Annotated in this window: 15 protein-coding genes and 1 tRNA gene; 11 read left to right on the top strand and 5 right to left on the bottom strand. The window is 47.4% G+C overall.

Features of this window, described 5'->3' with window-relative positions:
• Positions 1-82 precede the first annotated feature (82 nt).
• A complete protein-coding gene (locus PG915_RS14165) occupies positions 83-1,318 on the top strand; it encodes a multifunctional CCA addition/repair protein (protein ID WP_353497103.1) in 1,236 nt (411 codons plus the stop codon).
• On the opposite strand, the gene PG915_RS14170 is transcribed toward PG915_RS14165, so the two are convergent.
• From PG915_RS14170 to folB, 3 genes are read right to left on the bottom strand one after another with little or no spacing between them, the layout of a single operon-like run.
• Entirely contained in the window at positions 1,292-2,095 is an 804-nt protein-coding gene (locus PG915_RS14170) for an undecaprenyl-diphosphate phosphatase (protein ID WP_353497104.1), read from the bottom strand. The two genes, PG915_RS14165 and PG915_RS14170, sit on opposite strands and share 27 nt — an antisense overlap.
• A 16-nt stretch (positions 2,096-2,111) precedes the next feature.
• The gene (gene folK / locus PG915_RS14175) at positions 2,112-2,594 is read right to left on the bottom strand and encodes a 2-amino-4-hydroxy-6-hydroxymethyldihydropteridine diphosphokinase (protein WP_353497105.1); all 483 of its coding nucleotides are present in this window, start codon (positions 2,592-2,594) and stop codon (positions 2,112-2,114) included.
• Complete coding sequence (gene folB / locus PG915_RS14180) at positions 2,591-2,950, bottom strand: dihydroneopterin aldolase (protein ID WP_353497106.1); 360 nt, start codon at positions 2,948-2,950, stop codon at positions 2,591-2,593. The genes folK and folB overlap by 4 nt, the downstream gene beginning before the upstream one ends.
• A 106-nt stretch (positions 2,951-3,056) precedes the next feature.
• On the opposite strand from folB, the gene plsY reads away from it, so the two are divergent.
• Positions 3,057-3,653 carry a glycerol-3-phosphate 1-O-acyltransferase PlsY gene (gene plsY / locus PG915_RS14185; RefSeq protein ID WP_353497107.1) on the top strand — a complete coding sequence of 199 codons (597 nt, stop codon included), beginning with the start codon at positions 3,057-3,059 and terminating at the stop codon, positions 3,651-3,653.
• A gap of 60 nt (positions 3,654-3,713) precedes the next feature.
• Here the strand turns inward: plsY and PG915_RS14190 are convergent, their stop codons facing one another.
• Both PG915_RS14190 and tsaD read right to left on the bottom strand, forming a co-directional pair.
• Positions 3,714-4,526 carry an alpha/beta fold hydrolase gene (locus PG915_RS14190; RefSeq protein ID WP_353497108.1) on the bottom strand — a complete coding sequence of 271 codons (813 nt, stop codon included), beginning with the start codon at positions 4,524-4,526 and terminating at the stop codon, positions 3,714-3,716.
• Positions 4,527-4,658: 132 nt separating this feature from the next.
• Entirely contained in the window at positions 4,659-5,678 is a 1,020-nt protein-coding gene (tsaD, locus tag PG915_RS14195) for a tRNA (adenosine(37)-N6)-threonylcarbamoyltransferase complex transferase subunit TsaD (protein WP_338165347.1), read from the bottom strand.
• A 241-nt stretch (positions 5,679-5,919) separates the two neighbouring features.
• On the opposite strand from tsaD, the gene rpsU reads away from it, so the two are divergent.
• The 9 genes from rpsU to PG915_RS14240 all read left to right on the top strand — a co-directional run bounded on the left by rpsU (position 5,920) and on the right by PG915_RS14240 (position 16,107).
• Positions 5,920-6,135 (top strand): 30S ribosomal protein S21, encoded by a 216-nt coding sequence (gene rpsU / locus PG915_RS14200; RefSeq protein WP_001145625.1) that lies wholly within the window; start codon positions 5,920-5,922, stop codon positions 6,133-6,135.
• A 27-nt stretch (positions 6,136-6,162) separates the two neighbouring features.
• Positions 6,163-6,606: a GatB/YqeY domain-containing protein gene (locus PG915_RS14205; protein ID WP_353497109.1), complete on the top strand. Its 444-nt coding sequence runs from the start codon at positions 6,163-6,165 to the stop codon at positions 6,604-6,606.
• Positions 6,607-6,687: 81 nt separating this feature from the next.
• Complete coding sequence (gene dnaG / locus PG915_RS14210) at positions 6,688-8,454, top strand: DNA primase (protein ID WP_353497110.1); 1,767 nt, start codon at positions 6,688-6,690, stop codon at positions 8,452-8,454.
• Between the two features lie 100 nt (positions 8,455-8,554).
• Complete coding sequence (rpoD, locus tag PG915_RS14215; RefSeq protein ID WP_353497111.1) at positions 8,555-10,408, top strand: RNA polymerase sigma factor RpoD; 1,854 nt, start codon at positions 8,555-8,557, stop codon at positions 10,406-10,408.
• Between the two features lie 142 nt (positions 10,409-10,550).
• Positions 10,551-10,626: transfer RNA gene (locus tag PG915_RS14220), tRNA-Ile, on the top strand.
• A gap of 202 nt (positions 10,627-10,828) precedes the next feature.
• On the top strand, positions 10,829-11,524 hold the full coding sequence (locus PG915_RS14225; protein WP_353497112.1) for a VC0807 family protein: 696 nt from the start codon (positions 10,829-10,831) through the stop codon (positions 11,522-11,524).
• A gap of 729 nt (positions 11,525-12,253) precedes the next feature.
• Positions 12,254-13,936, top strand: a complete 1,683-nt coding sequence (locus PG915_RS14230; RefSeq protein WP_353497113.1) for an ABC transporter substrate-binding protein — start codon at positions 12,254-12,256, stop codon at positions 13,934-13,936.
• 156 nt (positions 13,937-14,092) lie between these two features.
• A complete protein-coding gene (locus tag PG915_RS14235) occupies positions 14,093-15,079 on the top strand; it encodes an ABC transporter permease (protein WP_353497114.1) in 987 nt (328 codons plus the stop codon).
• Between the two features lie 2 nt (positions 15,080-15,081).
• The gene (locus tag PG915_RS14240; protein WP_353497115.1) at positions 15,082-16,107 is read left to right on the top strand and encodes an ABC transporter permease; all 1,026 of its coding nucleotides are present in this window, start codon (positions 15,082-15,084) and stop codon (positions 16,105-16,107) included.
• Positions 16,108-16,109 lie beyond the last annotated feature (2 nt).

A 16,109-nucleotide genomic window follows, 5' to 3' on the forward strand; every position in this document is an offset into this window, starting at 1 on the left:
TTAACCTTACAATATCAGTCAAAGCAAAGTACCATTGGCACACAGGAATGCCAACGGCTAAGTAGTAAAAAGGGGAGCCAATTTGCAAGTCTATCTTGTTGGGGGCGCAGTACGCGACCAGTTGCTTAACATTGAAGTCTATGACAAAGATTGGGTCGTGGTTGGTGCCACACCTGAGCAAATGTTGACACAAGGCTACCAAGCGGTTGGCAAAGAGTTTCCGGTTTTTCTTCACCCAAAAACCAAACAAGAACACGCACTAGCCCGCACTGAGCGTAAGTCTGGCAATGGTTACACTGGTTTTGAATGCTTTTCATCACCCGATGTGACGCTAGAGCAAGATCTGATGCGCCGCGATCTCACCATCAACGCCATCGCTCAAGATGATCAGGGTAATCTTATCGACCCCTATCATGGCCAAGCCGATTTAGAACAACGCGTGCTAAGGCATGTCTCTCCTGCATTTAGTGAAGATCCGCTGCGTGTATTGCGAGTGGCACGATTCGCAGCCAAACTGGCGCACCTCGGCTTTCACGTCGCTCCTGAGACTATGGCGCTGATGCAAGAAATGGTTGAACAAGGTGAACTGGCGTATCTGACCGCCGAGCGCGTGTGGCAAGAATGGCATAAATCTCTCACGACCTCGTCTCCGGAGGTTTTTCTCGACATTCTGCATCAATGTGGCGCGCTCAAGGTGGTGCTTCCAGAACTAGACGCACTATTTGGCGTCCCACAACCAGAACAATGGCATCCAGAAATCGACACCGGCATTCACACCCTTATGGTGGCTAAGCAAGCCGCCAAGTTGAGTGAACAAACAACGGTTCGATTCGCCGCTCAGGTGCATGATTTAGGTAAAGCGCTAACCCCAAAAGAGGAATGGCCAAGCCACAAACTGCATACCCACACTGGCCAGAAAGTGATTAAAGCGCTGTGCGCGCGAGTGCGAGTTCCGAATGACTATCGCGACTTGGCGCTAGCGGTCTGTGCCCAGCACTCCAATGTCCACCGTGCCTTTGAACTCAAGCCAAGCACGTTCGTGAAGATTTTCGCCAAGCTGGATGTGTGGCGAAAGCCAGAAAAGCTAGAGCACGTTCTACTGTGCTGCCAAGCGGATCATCAGGGAAGAAAAGGACTCGAGAATGAAGCCTACCCGCAAGCGGCGCGCTTCAGGCTTGCCTACCAAGCCGCCATTAATGTGGATGTACAATCCATCATTGGCGATGGCTTTAAAGGTAAGGCGATAAAAGAAGAGCTCGACAAACGCCGAGCTCAAGCAATAGAACAGGTTCTAACTCATCAGCAAGAAGGCAAATAGACCGAAACCTAGAATCAATCGATAGATCACAAACGGTGTCATGCCCATGCGTGAAATCAGCTTCAGGAAGAAGTGAATGCAGATGTAGGCACTCACAAATGACACCGCAATGCCAGTAAGCAAGAAGCCAACATGGATAGGCTCAGTGCCAGTCGCCAGCTTAAGGCCTAGGTACGCGCCCGCCAATGTAATGATTGGGATTGACATCAAGAATGAGAAACGCGCTGCGGCTTCACGCGTAAAGCCAAGATAAAGCGCTGCAGTAATGGTTGCGCCAGAGCGTGACGTGCCCGGAATAATCGCCATCGCTTGTGCTAGACCAATAAACAAAGCTTTTTTCCAGCCCGCTTGATACTCGTCATCCGCTAGCTTGGCGTTTTTATCCACCCACCAAAGCAGTAAACCAAATACGATCGTCGTGGTCGCAATGACATAGGCACTGCGCAGATAAAGCTCAATGATGTCTTTCATCAGTAAACCAAAGATACAGGCGGGAATCGTCGCTAGTACGATCATCCACGCCAACTTGGCTTCTTTGCTGCGCTCACCCTTGAAAATCGAACCAAACAGGGCGCTGAATAAGGTCACTACTTCCTTACGGAAATAGATCACCACTGCGGCCAACGTGCCCACGTGTACGGCGACATCAAAGGCTAACCCTTGATCTTCCCAGCCCAAAATGGCGGAAGGCAAAATCAAGTGAGCCGAGCTAGAGATAGGCAAGAATTCGGTAAACCCTTGCACCAGTGCCAAAATAAAGGCTTCAAAATAACTCATGTTTAACTACTACCAACTAAAATTGAAAATCGATTCTTTTCAGCGAGTCCACATCAGACATGGTCTCTAAGATCTGTTTTATGGTTCGTCCGTCTTGAGGAATCACCAACTGCGGGTCGAGATCATACAGCGGCTGTGTGACAAAGGAATATTTAAATATATCTTCGCGAGGTAACAGCGGTTTTTTTTGTGAGATTTCTTTTCCGTACAACAATATATCCAGATCGAGCGTTCGATCTTGAAACTTTGCCGCATCAGCAGCGCGCCCCCACTTCACTTCAATATCTTTTAGCGCTGAAGACAATTCATCAAGGGCAAGCTCGGTATCGAGCCTCGCGACCATATTGAAAAACTCATTGCCCTCAAAACCAAACGACTCACACGCGTACACAGGCGACAACGCTAAGTTAACGCCAATAGTATTTAACTCTTGGTATGCCGCTTTGATGTGTTTCTCGCGCTCCACATTGGTGCCAATGCCAATGTAGGTAGTGATCATGCCTGACCTCGTTCAATCACTACGCCAACGCCTTTCGCTTGTGGCACTGCACCAGGTTTCGCCAAGCGGATTTTGACCCATGGCACATTGAATTGCTTTTGGATAATGGCAGCGACTTCTTCCGCTACACGCTCAACCAGCAAAAAGCGGCCATTTTCAATGTGATTCAACACCGCTTCGCTCACTTTGGAGTAATCTAAAGCATCGGCAACGTCATCGCTTTTGCCTGCTGGCGCATTGTCGTGTGCCATCTCAATATCAAGAATAAGCTTTTGTTTAATCTCTTGTTCCCAGTCATACACCCCAATGGTAGTGATCACTTCGAGCTGCTCAATGAATACTTTATCCAATGCCATGATTTGTCCTTTGATTAGAGGTCGGATACCCATTTGTCGGGAAAAAACGTACTATTTTCGTTATGATATCAGTCCCTATGGATAATTTCTTGCGAAAAGGACACCCATGACACTAATAGCACTTGCTATGATCATCGCAGCATACTTACTCGGCTCTGTGTCGAGCGCCGTGTTGATCTGTCGTCTACTGCGCCTTCCTGATCCAAGAACGGTCGGTTCTAATAACCCGGGCGCGACCAATGTCCTGCGCACCGGCGGCAAAGGCGCAGCACTCTCCGTTTTGCTGTGTGACATGCTCAAAGGCACCATTCCTGTTTGGGCAGGTTACTACTTAGGAATCGATGCAGTAGTACTTGGCGTGATTGCCATTGCCGCTTGTCTTGGGCATATGTACCCACTGTTTTTCCACTTCAAAGGTGGCAAAGGGGTAGCGACAGCACTTGGCGCTATTGCTCCGATAGGTTGGGATCTCACCGGCCTAATTACCGGAACCTGGCTGTTGGTTGCGGTTTTATTTCGCTACTCCTCTCTCGCGGCCATCGTAACGGTACTTATGGCGCCAGTTTACACTTGGATGGCACGCCCTTTATTTACTCTACCTGTTGCGATGTTGAGTTGTCTTATTCTGCTCAGGCACCATCAGAATATTCGCAGGTTGGTTGAAGGCACAGAGCCGAAGCTAGGTAAGAAGAAAACGTCGTAGCGTTCCACTTTCAAAAAAAGAGCAGCCTGTGGCTGCTCTTTTAGTATTTGTAGATAGCCACTAGGCATGCTGCGATAAAAACTCTGTCAACATCGCCGTCACGTAGTCAGGTTGCTCTAGATTACTGATGTGCCCTGCTGACGGGATCACGTTGATCGAACTGCCTGTGATCAGATCATTCATCAAGTATGACTCAAGCACTGGACGAGGTTTATCCTCAGCGCCTACTGCGATCAATGTCGGTAGTGCGAACTTTTCAATGTCATCACACAAATCGCGGCGACCGAATACCATGCGACCGATTCGTGCCACTTGTTCTGCCTGCTCACCAGACAGAGCAGCCAGCTTAGCTTCAAAGCTCGCGACAAGTTCCGGATTATCCTGCGTAGCATTACTGGCGAAGAACAGAGGAACGACCGCCTCTACAATTGGAGCGGGTACCATTTTAAGCTCAGCAATCGTGGCCAGCATTGAGAAGTATTTGGCGTGCGCTACTTCTGGCTCCAGACCAACAAACGTATCCATCAGCACCAAACTTTTGACTCGTGCCGGTGCTAATGCTGTGAGCTCTGAGCCCCACATACCACCAACCGATAGGCCAACAATTGAAAATGTTTCAATACCAAGATCATCCATCAAAGCAAGCAGGTGCTTTGCATAATCCGTAAGATTACCCATTGACGCAGGTGCTGCTTGCGACTCTCCGTGAGCCCATAAATCAGGAACAATACAGCGATAGTGCTGGCTAAGCGCGTCAATTTGCGGCTGCCACATCTGGCTGTCCCACAAATAACTGTGGCCTAACAGAATAACCGGGCCTTCGCCGACATCCTGATACGCCATAACTTGTCCTTCAATCGTAAATTGCTTCATGTCACTCTATTCCCTAATCAATAATAACCAATACGTTGCTAACCCAGACTCTAGCACGGTCTGTCAGTCACAGACTTTAGGAGTTTTGTGAAAAAATGTCATTAAAAAAGGCCACTTACGTGACCTTTATGGTTAGCCTTTGATCGGGCTTAGCTGATCAATCGGCCAGCGTGGTGTCGCCTCTACCGAAAGCTCAGCGGCTTCACCATTTTTCAAACGCTGCATACCCGCATAGGCAATCATTGCACCATTGTCAGTACAAAACTCGGTACGTGGGTAGTAGACTTCACCGCCCATCTTGTTGGCTAACGCTTCTAGCTCTTTACGCAAGAAACGGTTAGCACTCACGCCACCAGCAATCACGATGCGTTTCATACCGGTTTGCTTAAGTGCGCGCTTACACTTGATCGCTAACGTCTCACATACCGCTTCTTGGAACGCATAAGCGATATCAGCACGAGTTTGCTCACTATCATCGTTGGCAGCAATGGTATTTGCGGCAAACGTCTTAAGACCGGAGAAGCTCATGTCTAGGCCGGGACGATCCGTCATCGGGCGCGGGAACTTAAATCGGCCAGGTGTGCCTTTGTCCGCAAGCTTAGACAGCAGCGGACCTCCTGGGTAATCCAGCCCCATCAGTTTTGCCGTTTTATCAAACGCTTCACCTGCCGCATCATCAATAGACTCACCAAGGATCTGATACTCACCGATGCCTTTCACTTCAACGATCATGCTGTGACCACCAGACACCAATAGAGCTACAAATGGGAATGGCGGTGGATTGTCTTCTAGCATAGGGGCTAAAAGGTGGCCTTCCATATGGTGAACCGGTACCGCAGGCACACCCCAAGCGTAAGCGATGCTGCGGCCGATTGTCGTACCCACTAATAATGCTCCAACCAAACCCGGACCTGCGGTATACGCCACGCCATCGATGTCTTTAGGAGTAAGATCCGCGTCCGCAAGTGCTTTTTTGATCAACGGGATCGTTTTTTTCACGTGATCGCGTGATGCTAATTCAGGAACCACACCGCCGTAATCCGCGTGCAGTTTTACCTGGCTGTAAAGTTGATGAGATAGCAGTCCCTTCTCATCGTCATAGATTGCGATGCCAGTTTCATCACAAGAGGTTTCAATACCTAGAATGCGCATATTGTTCTCGACTTATTTCGAAATTGGCGCAATATTACCGCGTCATGGGCTCGCAAACAAATTTTGTACAAGAGATAGGCGACAAAGTACTTTACAAAGCCCTAGCGATCGGATTAAAATTCCGCACCATTTTTGATCTAGCTGGTTTTACGCTTAGAACAAAGGGCTCAAGCATGAACTCTTAGTACTAACCAAAAAGCGCCAGCATTAATGAACAGTTAACCCCTGAGGTGAAAGGCATATGCCAGTAGTTAAAGTACGTGAAAACGAACCGTTCGACGTTGCACTACGTCGTTTCAAGCGCTCTTGCGAAAAAGCAGGTATCCTTTCTGAAGTGCGTCGTCGTGAGCACTATGAAAAACCAACTACAGTTCGCAAACGCGCTAAAGCAGCAGCTCAAAAGCGTCACGCTAAGAAGCTAGCTCGCGAAAACGCTCGTCGCGTTCGCCTGTACTAATAACTAGGTCCCAATAGGATTTTAGTTATGGCTCTGATTGATAAACTCAAAGACGAGCAAAAATTAGCGATGAAAGCCAAGGACAAATTGCGCCTTGGTACTATTCGTTTAGCCTTAGCAGCCGTCAAGCAACGTGAAGTCGACGAACAGATTACTCTGGGCGACGATGACATTCTTGCTGTGCTGACTAAAATGGTTAAACAGCGTCGCGATTCTGTCACGCAATTTGAAGCAGCAGGTCGTCAGGATCTCGCTGATGCTGAGCAAGCTGAAATTGCCGTACTTGAGGATTTTATGCCTCAACCACTGACCGATGATGAAGTTGCAGCACTAATCGATAGTGCCATTACCGAATCTGGTGCAGCGGGCATGCAAGACATGGGTAAGGTAATGGGCGTGCTTAAGCCTCAAATTCAAGGCCGTGCAGATATGGGTAAGGTAAGTGGTCTAGTTCGCGCTAAACTCGCTTAACCGCCCAACCAAATTGCAGCAAGCCGTGCTATCCTTTGGAACGCACGGCTTGTTTGTATCTCTCTCTTGTAAAAAGGTTTTATGGCAGGAAAAATCCCTCGTAGCTTCATTGATGACCTTCTCGCTCGACTTGATATTGTCGACGTCATTGACACGCGCGTAAAACTAAAAAAACAAGGCAAGAACTACGGTGCTTGCTGTCCTTTCCACAACGAAAAGACCCCTTCTTTCAGCGTCAGCCAAGAGAAACAGTTCTACCATTGCTTTGGCTGTGGTGTGCATGGCAACGCCATCGACTTTCTCATGGAGTACGAACGTCTCGAGTTCGTTGAAGCTATTGAAGAGCTGGCATCATCGTTGGGTTTGGATGTTCCAAGAGAGCAGCAAAGTGGACAACCGGGTAATTTCTCCAAAGGGCCTACCGCCAATAGCGAACAAAAACGATCTTTGTATGATCTAATGGGAACGATCGGTCAGTACTATCGCGATCAACTTAAAGTTTCCACCAATAAAGTCGCTATAGAGTATCTGAAAGGCCGCGGGCTCTCTGGAGAGATTGTCCAAAAGTTTGGTATCGGCTACGTCGCTGACGAATGGGACAGTGTACGTAAAAACTTTGGTCAGCAAAAAGCGACGCAAGACATGCTAGTGTCCGGCGGCATGCTGATTGAAAACGACAAGGGGAATCGTTATGACCGTTTTCGCGGTCGTATTATGTTCCCGATCCGTGACCGACGCGGACGAGTGATTGGATTTGGTGGGCGCGTTTTAGGTGACGGCACACCAAAGTACCTCAACTCACCAGAAACACCGATCTTTCATAAAGGCAAAGAGCTTTATGGACTCTATGAGGTACTGCAAGCATATCGCGAGCCGCCTCAGGTTTTAGTTGTCGAAGGCTATATGGATGTAGTCGCTCTAGCCCAGTATGGCGTTGATTATTCTGTCGCCTCACTCGGTACATCGACCACAGGCGATCACCTTCAAGTTCTGTTTCGCCAAACCAGCACCGTAGTGTGTTGTTACGATGGTGACCGAGCGGGTCGTGATGCCGCTTGGCGTGCAATGGAAAATGCATTGCCCTACCTCAATGATGGTAGGCAATTGAAGTTCATGTTCCTACCGGATGGGGAGGATCCTGACTCATTCATTCGCCAACATGGCAAAGACGCGTTTGAAACAGCAGTGCAAAACTCGATGCCTCTGTCAGAGTTTATGTTCACCTCACTGATGCAGCAGGTGGATACCCGAACCAAAGAGGGCATGGCAAAGCTCAGCACGTTAGCGGTGCCACTTATCGACAAAGTGCCTGGTGGTACATTGCGACTATACTTGAGAGAGCTGCTCGGCCGTAAGTTGGGCTTGGTTGATGAAAGGCAGCTTCAACAGCTTATTGACAAGCAAGGTCGGCAAGAAACGCGAGCTCAGCCTCATAAAGAAATCAAACGCACACCAATGCGTGAAGTCATCGCTCTACTTTTGCAAAATCCGAGCTATGCTGAAATGGTACCTGATTTGTCCACAGTGAGAGACTTATCACTGCCTGGACTTAATTTATTTGTGGAAGTGGTTGATAAATGTCAAGCACATCCCCATATGACTACAGGCCAGCTATTAGAACAATGGCGTGGAAGTAGTAATGAGGCACTTCTGTCTCGTCTCGCAAGTTGGGTAATTCCACTTGACGATGACAACCAAGAAGACGTATTTATCGATTCATTGGACAAAATACTGTCTCAATGCATTGAAAAGCAAATTGAAAACCTGCAGGCCAAAGAAAGAAGTGTCGGCTTATCAGTCGAAGAAAAACGGGAGCTGCTAGCCTTAATGCTAGACTTAAAAGCGTAACCCAATTCAGTTAGTCAGCAACGAATAAATTTGTTAATATTAGTGGTTTGCATTTCGCATACTAAAATTCCTTCACCAGATCTTAAGTTGGATATCGTCTATGGACCAAAATCCGCAGTCACAGCTGAAGCTACTTGTCATTAAGGGCAAGGAACAAGGCTATCTGACCTACGCAGAAGTAAATGACCACCTACCTGAGGAAATCGTCGATTCCGAACAGGTAGAAGATATTATTCAGATGATTAATGACATGGGTATTAAGGTAGTAGAGACTGCTCCTGATGCTGATGACCTTGCACTGAATGATGACAACAACATTACTGATGAAGATGCAGCCGAAGCCGCTGCAGCTGCACTTTCCAGCGTTGAAAGTGAAATCGGTCGTACTACTGACCCCGTCCGCATGTACATGCGTGAAATGGGTACCGTTGAGCTATTGACTCGCGAAGGCGAGATTGACATCGCAAAACGCATTGAAGATGGTATCAACCAAGTTCAAAGCTCAGTGGCAGAGTATCCGGGTACTATCCCTTATATTCTCGAACAGTTTGACAAAGTACAAGCGGAAGAACTTCGCCTAACTGACGTTATCAATGGCTTCGTAGATCCAAACGAAGATGAAACAGCGGCGCCTACGGCTACGCACATCGGCTCTGAACTGTCTGAATCCGACCTTGAAGACGAAGACGAAGAAGATGCAGAAAGTGATGACGACTCAGATGATGAGGAAGAAGAAGATACAGGTATCGACCCTGAGCTTGCTCTAGAGAAATTCACTGCGCTTCGCAATACTTACCAAGATCTGCAACTTGCGGTAAACGAGTTTGGTTACGATAGTCCTCAAGTAGCGAAGTCTCATGAGCTTGTTCAAGAAGTATTCCGCGAGTTCCGTCTAACGCCGAAACAGTTCGATTACCTAGTGAACGAATTGCGCACGTCGATGGATCGTGTACGTACTCAAGAGCGCCTGATCATGCGTCAAGCGGTTGAGTACGGCAAAATGCCGAAGAAATCATTCATTGCCCTATTTACGGGCAACGAATCAAGCGAAGCATGGCTTGACGAAGTATTAGCATCAGACAAGCCATACGCAGAAAAGATCAAGCGCTACGAAAATGACATCCGCCGCTCTATCCAGAAGCTGGACATCATCGAAGAAGAAACGTCGCTTTCGGTTCAAAACATCAAGGACATCAGCCGTCGTATGTCTATCGGTGAAGCTAAAGCTCGCCGCGCGAAAAAAGAGATGGTTGAAGCAAACTTACGTCTGGTAATCTCAATCGCGAAGAAGTACACCAACCGTGGTCTACAGTTCTTGGATCTGATCCAGGAAGGTAACATCGGTCTGATGAAAGCGGTAGATAAGTTTGAATACCGTCGCGGTTACAAGTTCTCGACCTACGCAACATGGTGGATCCGTCAGGCTATCACGCGTTCAATCGCTGACCAAGCTCGTACGATCCGTATCCCTGTGCACATGATCGAGACGATCAACAAGCTAAACCGTATCTCTCGTCAAATGCTTCAAGAAATGGGTCGTGAGCCACTTCCTGAAGAGTTGGCAGAGCGTATGCAAATGCCTGAAGATAAGATCCGCAAAGTACTGAAAATCGCTAAAGAGCCAATCTCTATGGAGACACCAATCGGTGACGACGAAGATTCGCACCTAGGTGATTTCATCGAGGATACCACGCTAGAACTGCCTGTAGACTCAGCAACAATGACAAGTCTACGCGTCGCAACGAAAGACGTTCTAGCCGGCCTAACACCTCGTGAAGCGAAAGTACTGCGCATGCGCTTTGGTATCGATATGAACACTGACCACACTCTAGAAGAGGTTGGTAAGCAGTTCGACGTAACGCGTGAGCGTATCCGTCAGATCGAAGCAAAAGCACTGCGTAAGCTGCGTCATCCAAGCCGCTCAGAAACACTGCGCAGCTTCCTTGACGAGTAATCGCATCAAGCTTTAACAAAAAGGTGAGCACTAGCTCACCTTTTTTGTATCTACCGGGTTTAAGTGACTAAAAAGCAAGCGCAATTAGCCTACACTGCATCTAGACACTCGCGCAGCCTTCCCCTATAATCATCCACCTATTGGCCCCTTAGCTCAGTGGTTAGAGCAGTCGACTCATAATCGATTGGTCCGCAGTTCAAGTCTGCGAGGGGCCACCAAATTCTAGAAAGGCGCATGGAGTAATCTATGCGCCTTTTTTACATCTCTAACGTAATAACACGTGTTCTTGCGGCATTAACCATGTCTCATTTTATACGTCGTTACACATCTTACGCGTTTAATGCTTTACTTCTGTTATCAAGCGATGAACACTGCGCTGTAGAAAACAAAACAGTAACAACTTAGAGTCAGCACACTATTATGAGCACCACAACGGCGAAAAAGTCGAATCCCCTATTTGAGATCCTATTCAACGTATTTATCCCCTCTTTCATTCTGATGAAGTTTAGTGGTGATGAGCATCTAGGTACTGCGATGGCGCTGGTTGTCGCTCTGCTGTTTCCTGTGCTCTACGGCGCAATGGATCTGATCCGTAATAAGAAGTTTAACTTTATTGCCGCCCTGGGCTTTGTCAGCGTGCTTCTAACCGGTGGTATTGGTCTTTTGGAGTTAGATACTCGCTGGTTAGCACTAAAAGAAGCGCTAATTCCGGGTTTGATTGGTCTAGCTGTGCTGGCCTCTACATTCACGCGCTATCCAATGATGCAGAAACTGCTTCTCAACGATACTGTACTCAACCTGGCACTGATCAATGAGCGCCTAGAGCAAAGCGGTAAAACGCAAGCATTTGAACGCTGTCTAATGTCATCGAACTACTTATTCGCCAGCACGTTCGCATTTTCATCGGCGATGAACTACTTCCTTGCAACCTGGATAGTTACTAGCCCAGCAGGTACAGCGGCATTTAACGAAGAATTGGGCAAGCTGACCTTATACAGCTACCCGGCTATCGCGATCCCTAGCATGCTTATGATGATGGGTATTTTCTACTATGTATGGCGTCAAATCCGCGCCTTCACTTCACTGGAAACTGAGCAGATTTTCCACACTAAGTAACGGCTCTACAAATCACGACAAAGCCTGAGTACATTTAGTACCTCAGGCTTTTTTATACGCTCCACACGACATTGTGCGGGTTGCATTGGCTTTCTCATATACTCACTTGCAACCACGGCAATTGACGTTTTGCTCGCACCTTTCCTCACCTTCATAAAAGAGAAAACAAACGCGCACAGCGATACCTCACCGTAAAATTTAGCGGCGTAAAATAAGCTTTCTATTGTTAAGTAATGGCAGAAAATACATCATCATTTATTGCTATTTACGTACCATCTACGATGAAACTTCACCAGTTTGCGATAGTCATCACAACAAATCGACCATCCTAGTTTTCAAAGTAAATTAACGAGTCAAACTGGCAAGTGATCCTTGTCAACATTTGTCGCTAGAACTCCGAAACCATGAATAGAAAATTATCATATTGATAGTAAACACTTACACACAATCATAATTTAAGCTCAGCAAGTGACGTAGGTCACCGTCCTAAGTTGATTAAAAACCCGTCAAAAGCCACTGTTTTTAACGTTTTTGACAGTGCTCGTTATTATTTTGACGTTTTTAACGGAGAGCGTAATTGATAAATTGTGCTTTAAGGTGTTTTCTTAGTAACGCCTAAGGCCTACAGGCCACTCTTTAGGAATGATTGAAGAGGTAGGCTTTAGCAACCATGTGAGAGGGAAGCAACTGGTCTCTCTGTGAAACAAAAGCAAATAGTAAGGAATAGCTATGCTTGCGCATATTAAAAAAACAGCACTAGCGACAGCAATTATTGCAACCGCAGTTACAGGTTTTAGCTCTGTAGCGACAGCCGCAGAACGCAGCGAACTGACTATCCACCCTAAAGAGTTCAATACCTTTGTACGTAACTTCAACCCATTCTTGGGTACGACCTACTTGCACACAACAACCGACTTCCTATACGAGCCGCTTGTTGTTTTTAACGAAATGCATGGCAATGAGCCAGTATTCCGTTTAGCAGAAAACTTCACTATCGCTGATGACCTAATGTCAGTGACCTTTGATATCCGCAAAGGCGTGAAATGGTCTGACGGTGAAACGTTCGATGCAGACGATGTGATTTTCTCCTTCAAGCTTGTTCAAGAGAACTCAGCGCTTGACCAAAGCGGTATCAACTCTTGGGTATCTAAAGTTGAGAAAATCAACGACTACCAAGTGAAGTTCTACGCGACAGAAGCTAACTCTAACGTTCCATATGAAATCGTTAAGGTACCTGTTGTTCCTGAGCACATTTGGAAAGACGTGAAAGAACCAACAACGTTCCTAAATGAGAACCCAGTTGGCTCTGGCCCATTCACAGTAATCGACACGTTCACTCCTCAGCTATACGTTCAATGTCGTAACCCGAACTACTGGGATAACGATAACCTAGAAGTTGACTGTCTGCGCGTTCCACAAATCGCGAACAACGACCAGTTCCTAGGTAAAGTCGTTAACTCTGAAATGGACTGGACGTCGTCATTCATTCCAGACATTGACCGCACTTACGCTGCAGCATCACCTAACCACCAGTACTGGTACCCACCATCAGGTACTCAAGCGTTCCTAGTGAACTTTAAGCACAAAGATCCAGTAAAAGCGGAAGCACTAAGCAACGTTGATTTCCGCCGTGCATTCTCTATGGCTCTTGATCGTCAAACTATCATCGACATCGCATTCTACGGCGGTGGTACAGTGAATGATTTCGCATCAGGCCTAGGTTACGCATTTGCGACTTGGTCTGACGAAACAACGCACAACAAGTACAAAGGCTTTAACACGTACGACGTTGAAGGTGCTAAGAAACTGCTTGCTAAAGCGGGCTTTAAAGATGTAGATGGTGACGGCTTTGTTGACACTCCATCTGGTAAGTCATTCGAGCTTCTAGTTCAATCACCAAACGGCTGGACTGACTTTAACAACACAGTTCAACTTGCGGTAGAACAGCTTGCTGAAGCTGGCATCAAAGCAAAAGCACGTACACCAGACTTCTCTGTGTACAACCAAGCAATGCTAGAGGCTAACTACGACGTAGCGTACACCAACTACTTCCACGGTTCAGATCCACACAAGTACTGGAACACAGGTTATAACTCTGCGCTTCAAGCGGGTGATGGGATGCCACGTTTCGCAATGCACTTCTACCAAAATGCAGAGCTAGACAAGCTTCTAAACAGCTTCTACAAAACAGCAGATAAAGGTGAGCAGCTAGAAATCGCTCATGGCATCCAGAAGATTATCGCTCAAGATCAGGTAACAATTCCTGTCATGTCTGGTGCTTACATGTACCAGTACAACACAACTCGCTTTGCGGGCTGGTGGAACGAGCAAAATCCTAAGGGTCGTCCAAACATCTGGGCAGGTATCCCAGAGCGTCTACTTCACGTACTGGACCTAAAACCAGTTAAGTAAGTAAACACAAACTAAAAGCGGTACGTCCGTACCGCTTTCCTCCCCCAAACGTGATTTATAGATACGTGGCGCTCGTCGTCAGGGGGTTACTCGTTTCAAATTTTGAGATGAGGCTACCAGCCACAAGGAAAAAGCTGGGTAATTAAGGTGTGAGTTATGGGTTATTTTTTAAGACGTTTGTCCTTTTATTTGGTGGCACTTCTTGTTGCAGCCACCATCAACTTTATTATTCCTCGTGCAATGCCGGGCGACCCGGTCACGATGATGTTCGCGAACGCAACAGTACAGGTTACCCCAGAGCGTATTGCAGCAATGAAAGAGCTGCTTGGTTTTGTCGATGGTAACTATTTCGTTCAATATCTTCACTACATGAAGAACATTCTGAGCTGGGAGCTCGGTACTTCTATTAAGTACTTCCCGCTATCAGTAAACAGCCTACTAGGCAGTGCATTTGGCTGGTCACTATTCTTGGCTGGTACCGCGGTTATCCTTTCTTTCTCTATTGGTTCGGTACTTGGCATCTTCGCCGCTTGGAAACGTGGTTCTAAGTTCGATACGTTCATCACTCCTGGCATGCTGATTATTCAAGCAATGCCACAAGTCGTTATCGCAATGATGGCCATGTTCATCTTCGCGATTGGCCTTAAGTGGTTCCCTACAGGCTACGCTTACACTGCCGGCCAGCTCCCTGACTGGACAAGTTGGGAGTTCATCAAAGATGTGCTGTATCACGCAGTACTACCGCTTATCTGTGCAACCGTGATTCAAATCGGCGGCTTCTTAGTAAACATGCGTAACAACATGATTAACCTGCTCAACGAAGACTACATCACCATGGCCAAAGGCAAAGGCCTGAGCGAAAACCGCGTGGTCTTTAACTACGCCGCTCGTAACGCACTACTGCCAAGTGTCACGGCGCTTTCGATGTCTCTTGGTGTGGCTATCGGTGGTCAATTGATTATCGAAATCATCTTTAACTACCCAGGCCTTGGCTCAGTACTACTCAACGCAATTCACGCACGTGATTACCAAGTACTTCAGGGGCAGCTACTCATTATGACTCTGTTTATGCTCTTCTTTAACTTAGCGGCAGACATGCTTTATGTCGTGCTTGATCCTCGTCTACGTAAGGGAGGCAAATAACCATGAAAGGTTTCTTACAGCTAGTATGGCGCAATGGAACGGCCAGACTTGGACTCTCAATCATTGGTTTGTTCGTCTTTGTGGCGGTTGCAGCACCGCTGATTACCAAACATGCCCCAGATAAACGTACTGGTAACTCTCATGAGTACCCAAGTGTCATCGTGAAAATGGCTCAGTCTAACCCTGACGGTTGGGTTGCCACCAATCTCGCCGATGATCGCCGCACTCTACTGATGTCGAAAAAAGCCGATCACACACTGGGCACAACCCGTATGGGTCGTGATGTTTGGTCACAAGTCGCTTATGGCGCACGTGTTTCATTAATGGTTGGCTTTGGTGCAGGTCTTACGGTGTGTTTTCTAGCAACGGTTATCGGCATCTCTGCGGGTTACTTTGGCGGCCGAGTGGATGAAGTACTTACCGCAGCGATGAACATCATGTTGGTCATTCCGCCATTCCCACTCCTCTTCGTTGTGGCAGCCTTCATTGGTGAAGCAGGGCCACTGACCATCGCACTGGTGATTGGCTGTATGTCGTGGGCCTGGGGCGCGAGGGTTATCCGTGCACAAACCCTTTCTCTACGTGAAAAAGAGTTTGTAAAAGCCGCAGAAGTACTGGGTGAGTCACGTCTTCGCATCATCTTTGTAGAGCTACTACCAAACCTTATCTCTATCGTTGGTGCGAGCTTCATCGGTTCGGTGATGTACGCCATCTTGATGGAAGCGACCATCTCATTCCTAGGTATGGGCGATCCAAACACGATCAGCTGGGGCATCATGCTCTACAACGTGCAAACCTCATCAGCAATGCTTATTGGCGCTTGGTGGGAAGTCATCGCACCGTGTTTGGCACTGACCTTCTTGGTAACGGGCCTAGCACTGCTTAACTTTGCCGTCGACGAAATCGCTAACCCTCAGCTTCGTTCACACAAAGGCATGAAGCGCTGGAAGAAAATCCAAGCACAAGACAAAAAAGAACGCGAGGTTGAAGTCGCGCCACAAAATGCACTATGGAGCGGAGATCGTTAATC

Source organism: Vibrio sp. CB1-14 (assembly GCF_040412085.2).
GTDB classification, from domain to species: Bacteria; Pseudomonadota; Gammaproteobacteria; order Enterobacterales; family Vibrionaceae; genus Vibrio; species Vibrio chaetopteri.

Excerpts from the sequence above, each read along its gene's own strand:
- dnaG (WP_353497110.1), top strand. The coding sequence starts at position 6,688 with ATGGCAGGAAAAATCCCTCGTAGCTTCATTGATGACCTTCTCGCTCGA.
- PG915_RS14240 (WP_353497115.1), top strand. The coding sequence starts at position 15,082 with ATGAAAGGTTTCTTACAGCTAGTATGGCGCAATGGAACGGCCAGACTT.
- plsY (WP_353497107.1), top strand. The coding sequence starts at position 3,057 with ATGACACTAATAGCACTTGCTATGATCATCGCAGCATACTTACTCGGC.
- PG915_RS14190 (WP_353497108.1), bottom strand. The coding sequence starts at position 4,526 with ATGAAGCAATTTACGATTGAAGGACAAGTTATGGCGTATCAGGATGTC.
- PG915_RS14205 (WP_353497109.1), top strand. The coding sequence starts at position 6,163 with ATGGCTCTGATTGATAAACTCAAAGACGAGCAAAAATTAGCGATGAAA.
- PG915_RS14235 (WP_353497114.1), top strand. The coding sequence starts at position 14,093 with ATGGGTTATTTTTTAAGACGTTTGTCCTTTTATTTGGTGGCACTTCTT.
- PG915_RS14230 (WP_353497113.1), top strand. The coding sequence starts at position 12,254 with ATGCTTGCGCATATTAAAAAAACAGCACTAGCGACAGCAATTATTGCA.
- PG915_RS14225 (WP_353497112.1), top strand. The coding sequence starts at position 10,829 with ATGAGCACCACAACGGCGAAAAAGTCGAATCCCCTATTTGAGATCCTA.
- PG915_RS14170 (WP_353497104.1), bottom strand. The coding sequence starts at position 2,095 with ATGAGTTATTTTGAAGCCTTTATTTTGGCACTGGTGCAAGGGTTTACC.
- folK (WP_353497105.1), bottom strand. The coding sequence starts at position 2,594 with ATGATCACTACCTACATTGGCATTGGCACCAATGTGGAGCGCGAGAAA.
- rpoD (WP_353497111.1), top strand. The coding sequence starts at position 8,555 with ATGGACCAAAATCCGCAGTCACAGCTGAAGCTACTTGTCATTAAGGGC.
- tsaD (WP_338165347.1), bottom strand. The coding sequence starts at position 5,678 with ATGCGCATTCTAGGTATTGAAACCTCTTGTGATGAAACTGGCATCGCA.
- rpsU (WP_001145625.1), top strand. The coding sequence starts at position 5,920 with ATGCCAGTAGTTAAAGTACGTGAAAACGAACCGTTCGACGTTGCACTA.
- folB (WP_353497106.1), bottom strand. The coding sequence starts at position 2,950 with ATGGCATTGGATAAAGTATTCATTGAGCAGCTCGAAGTGATCACTACC.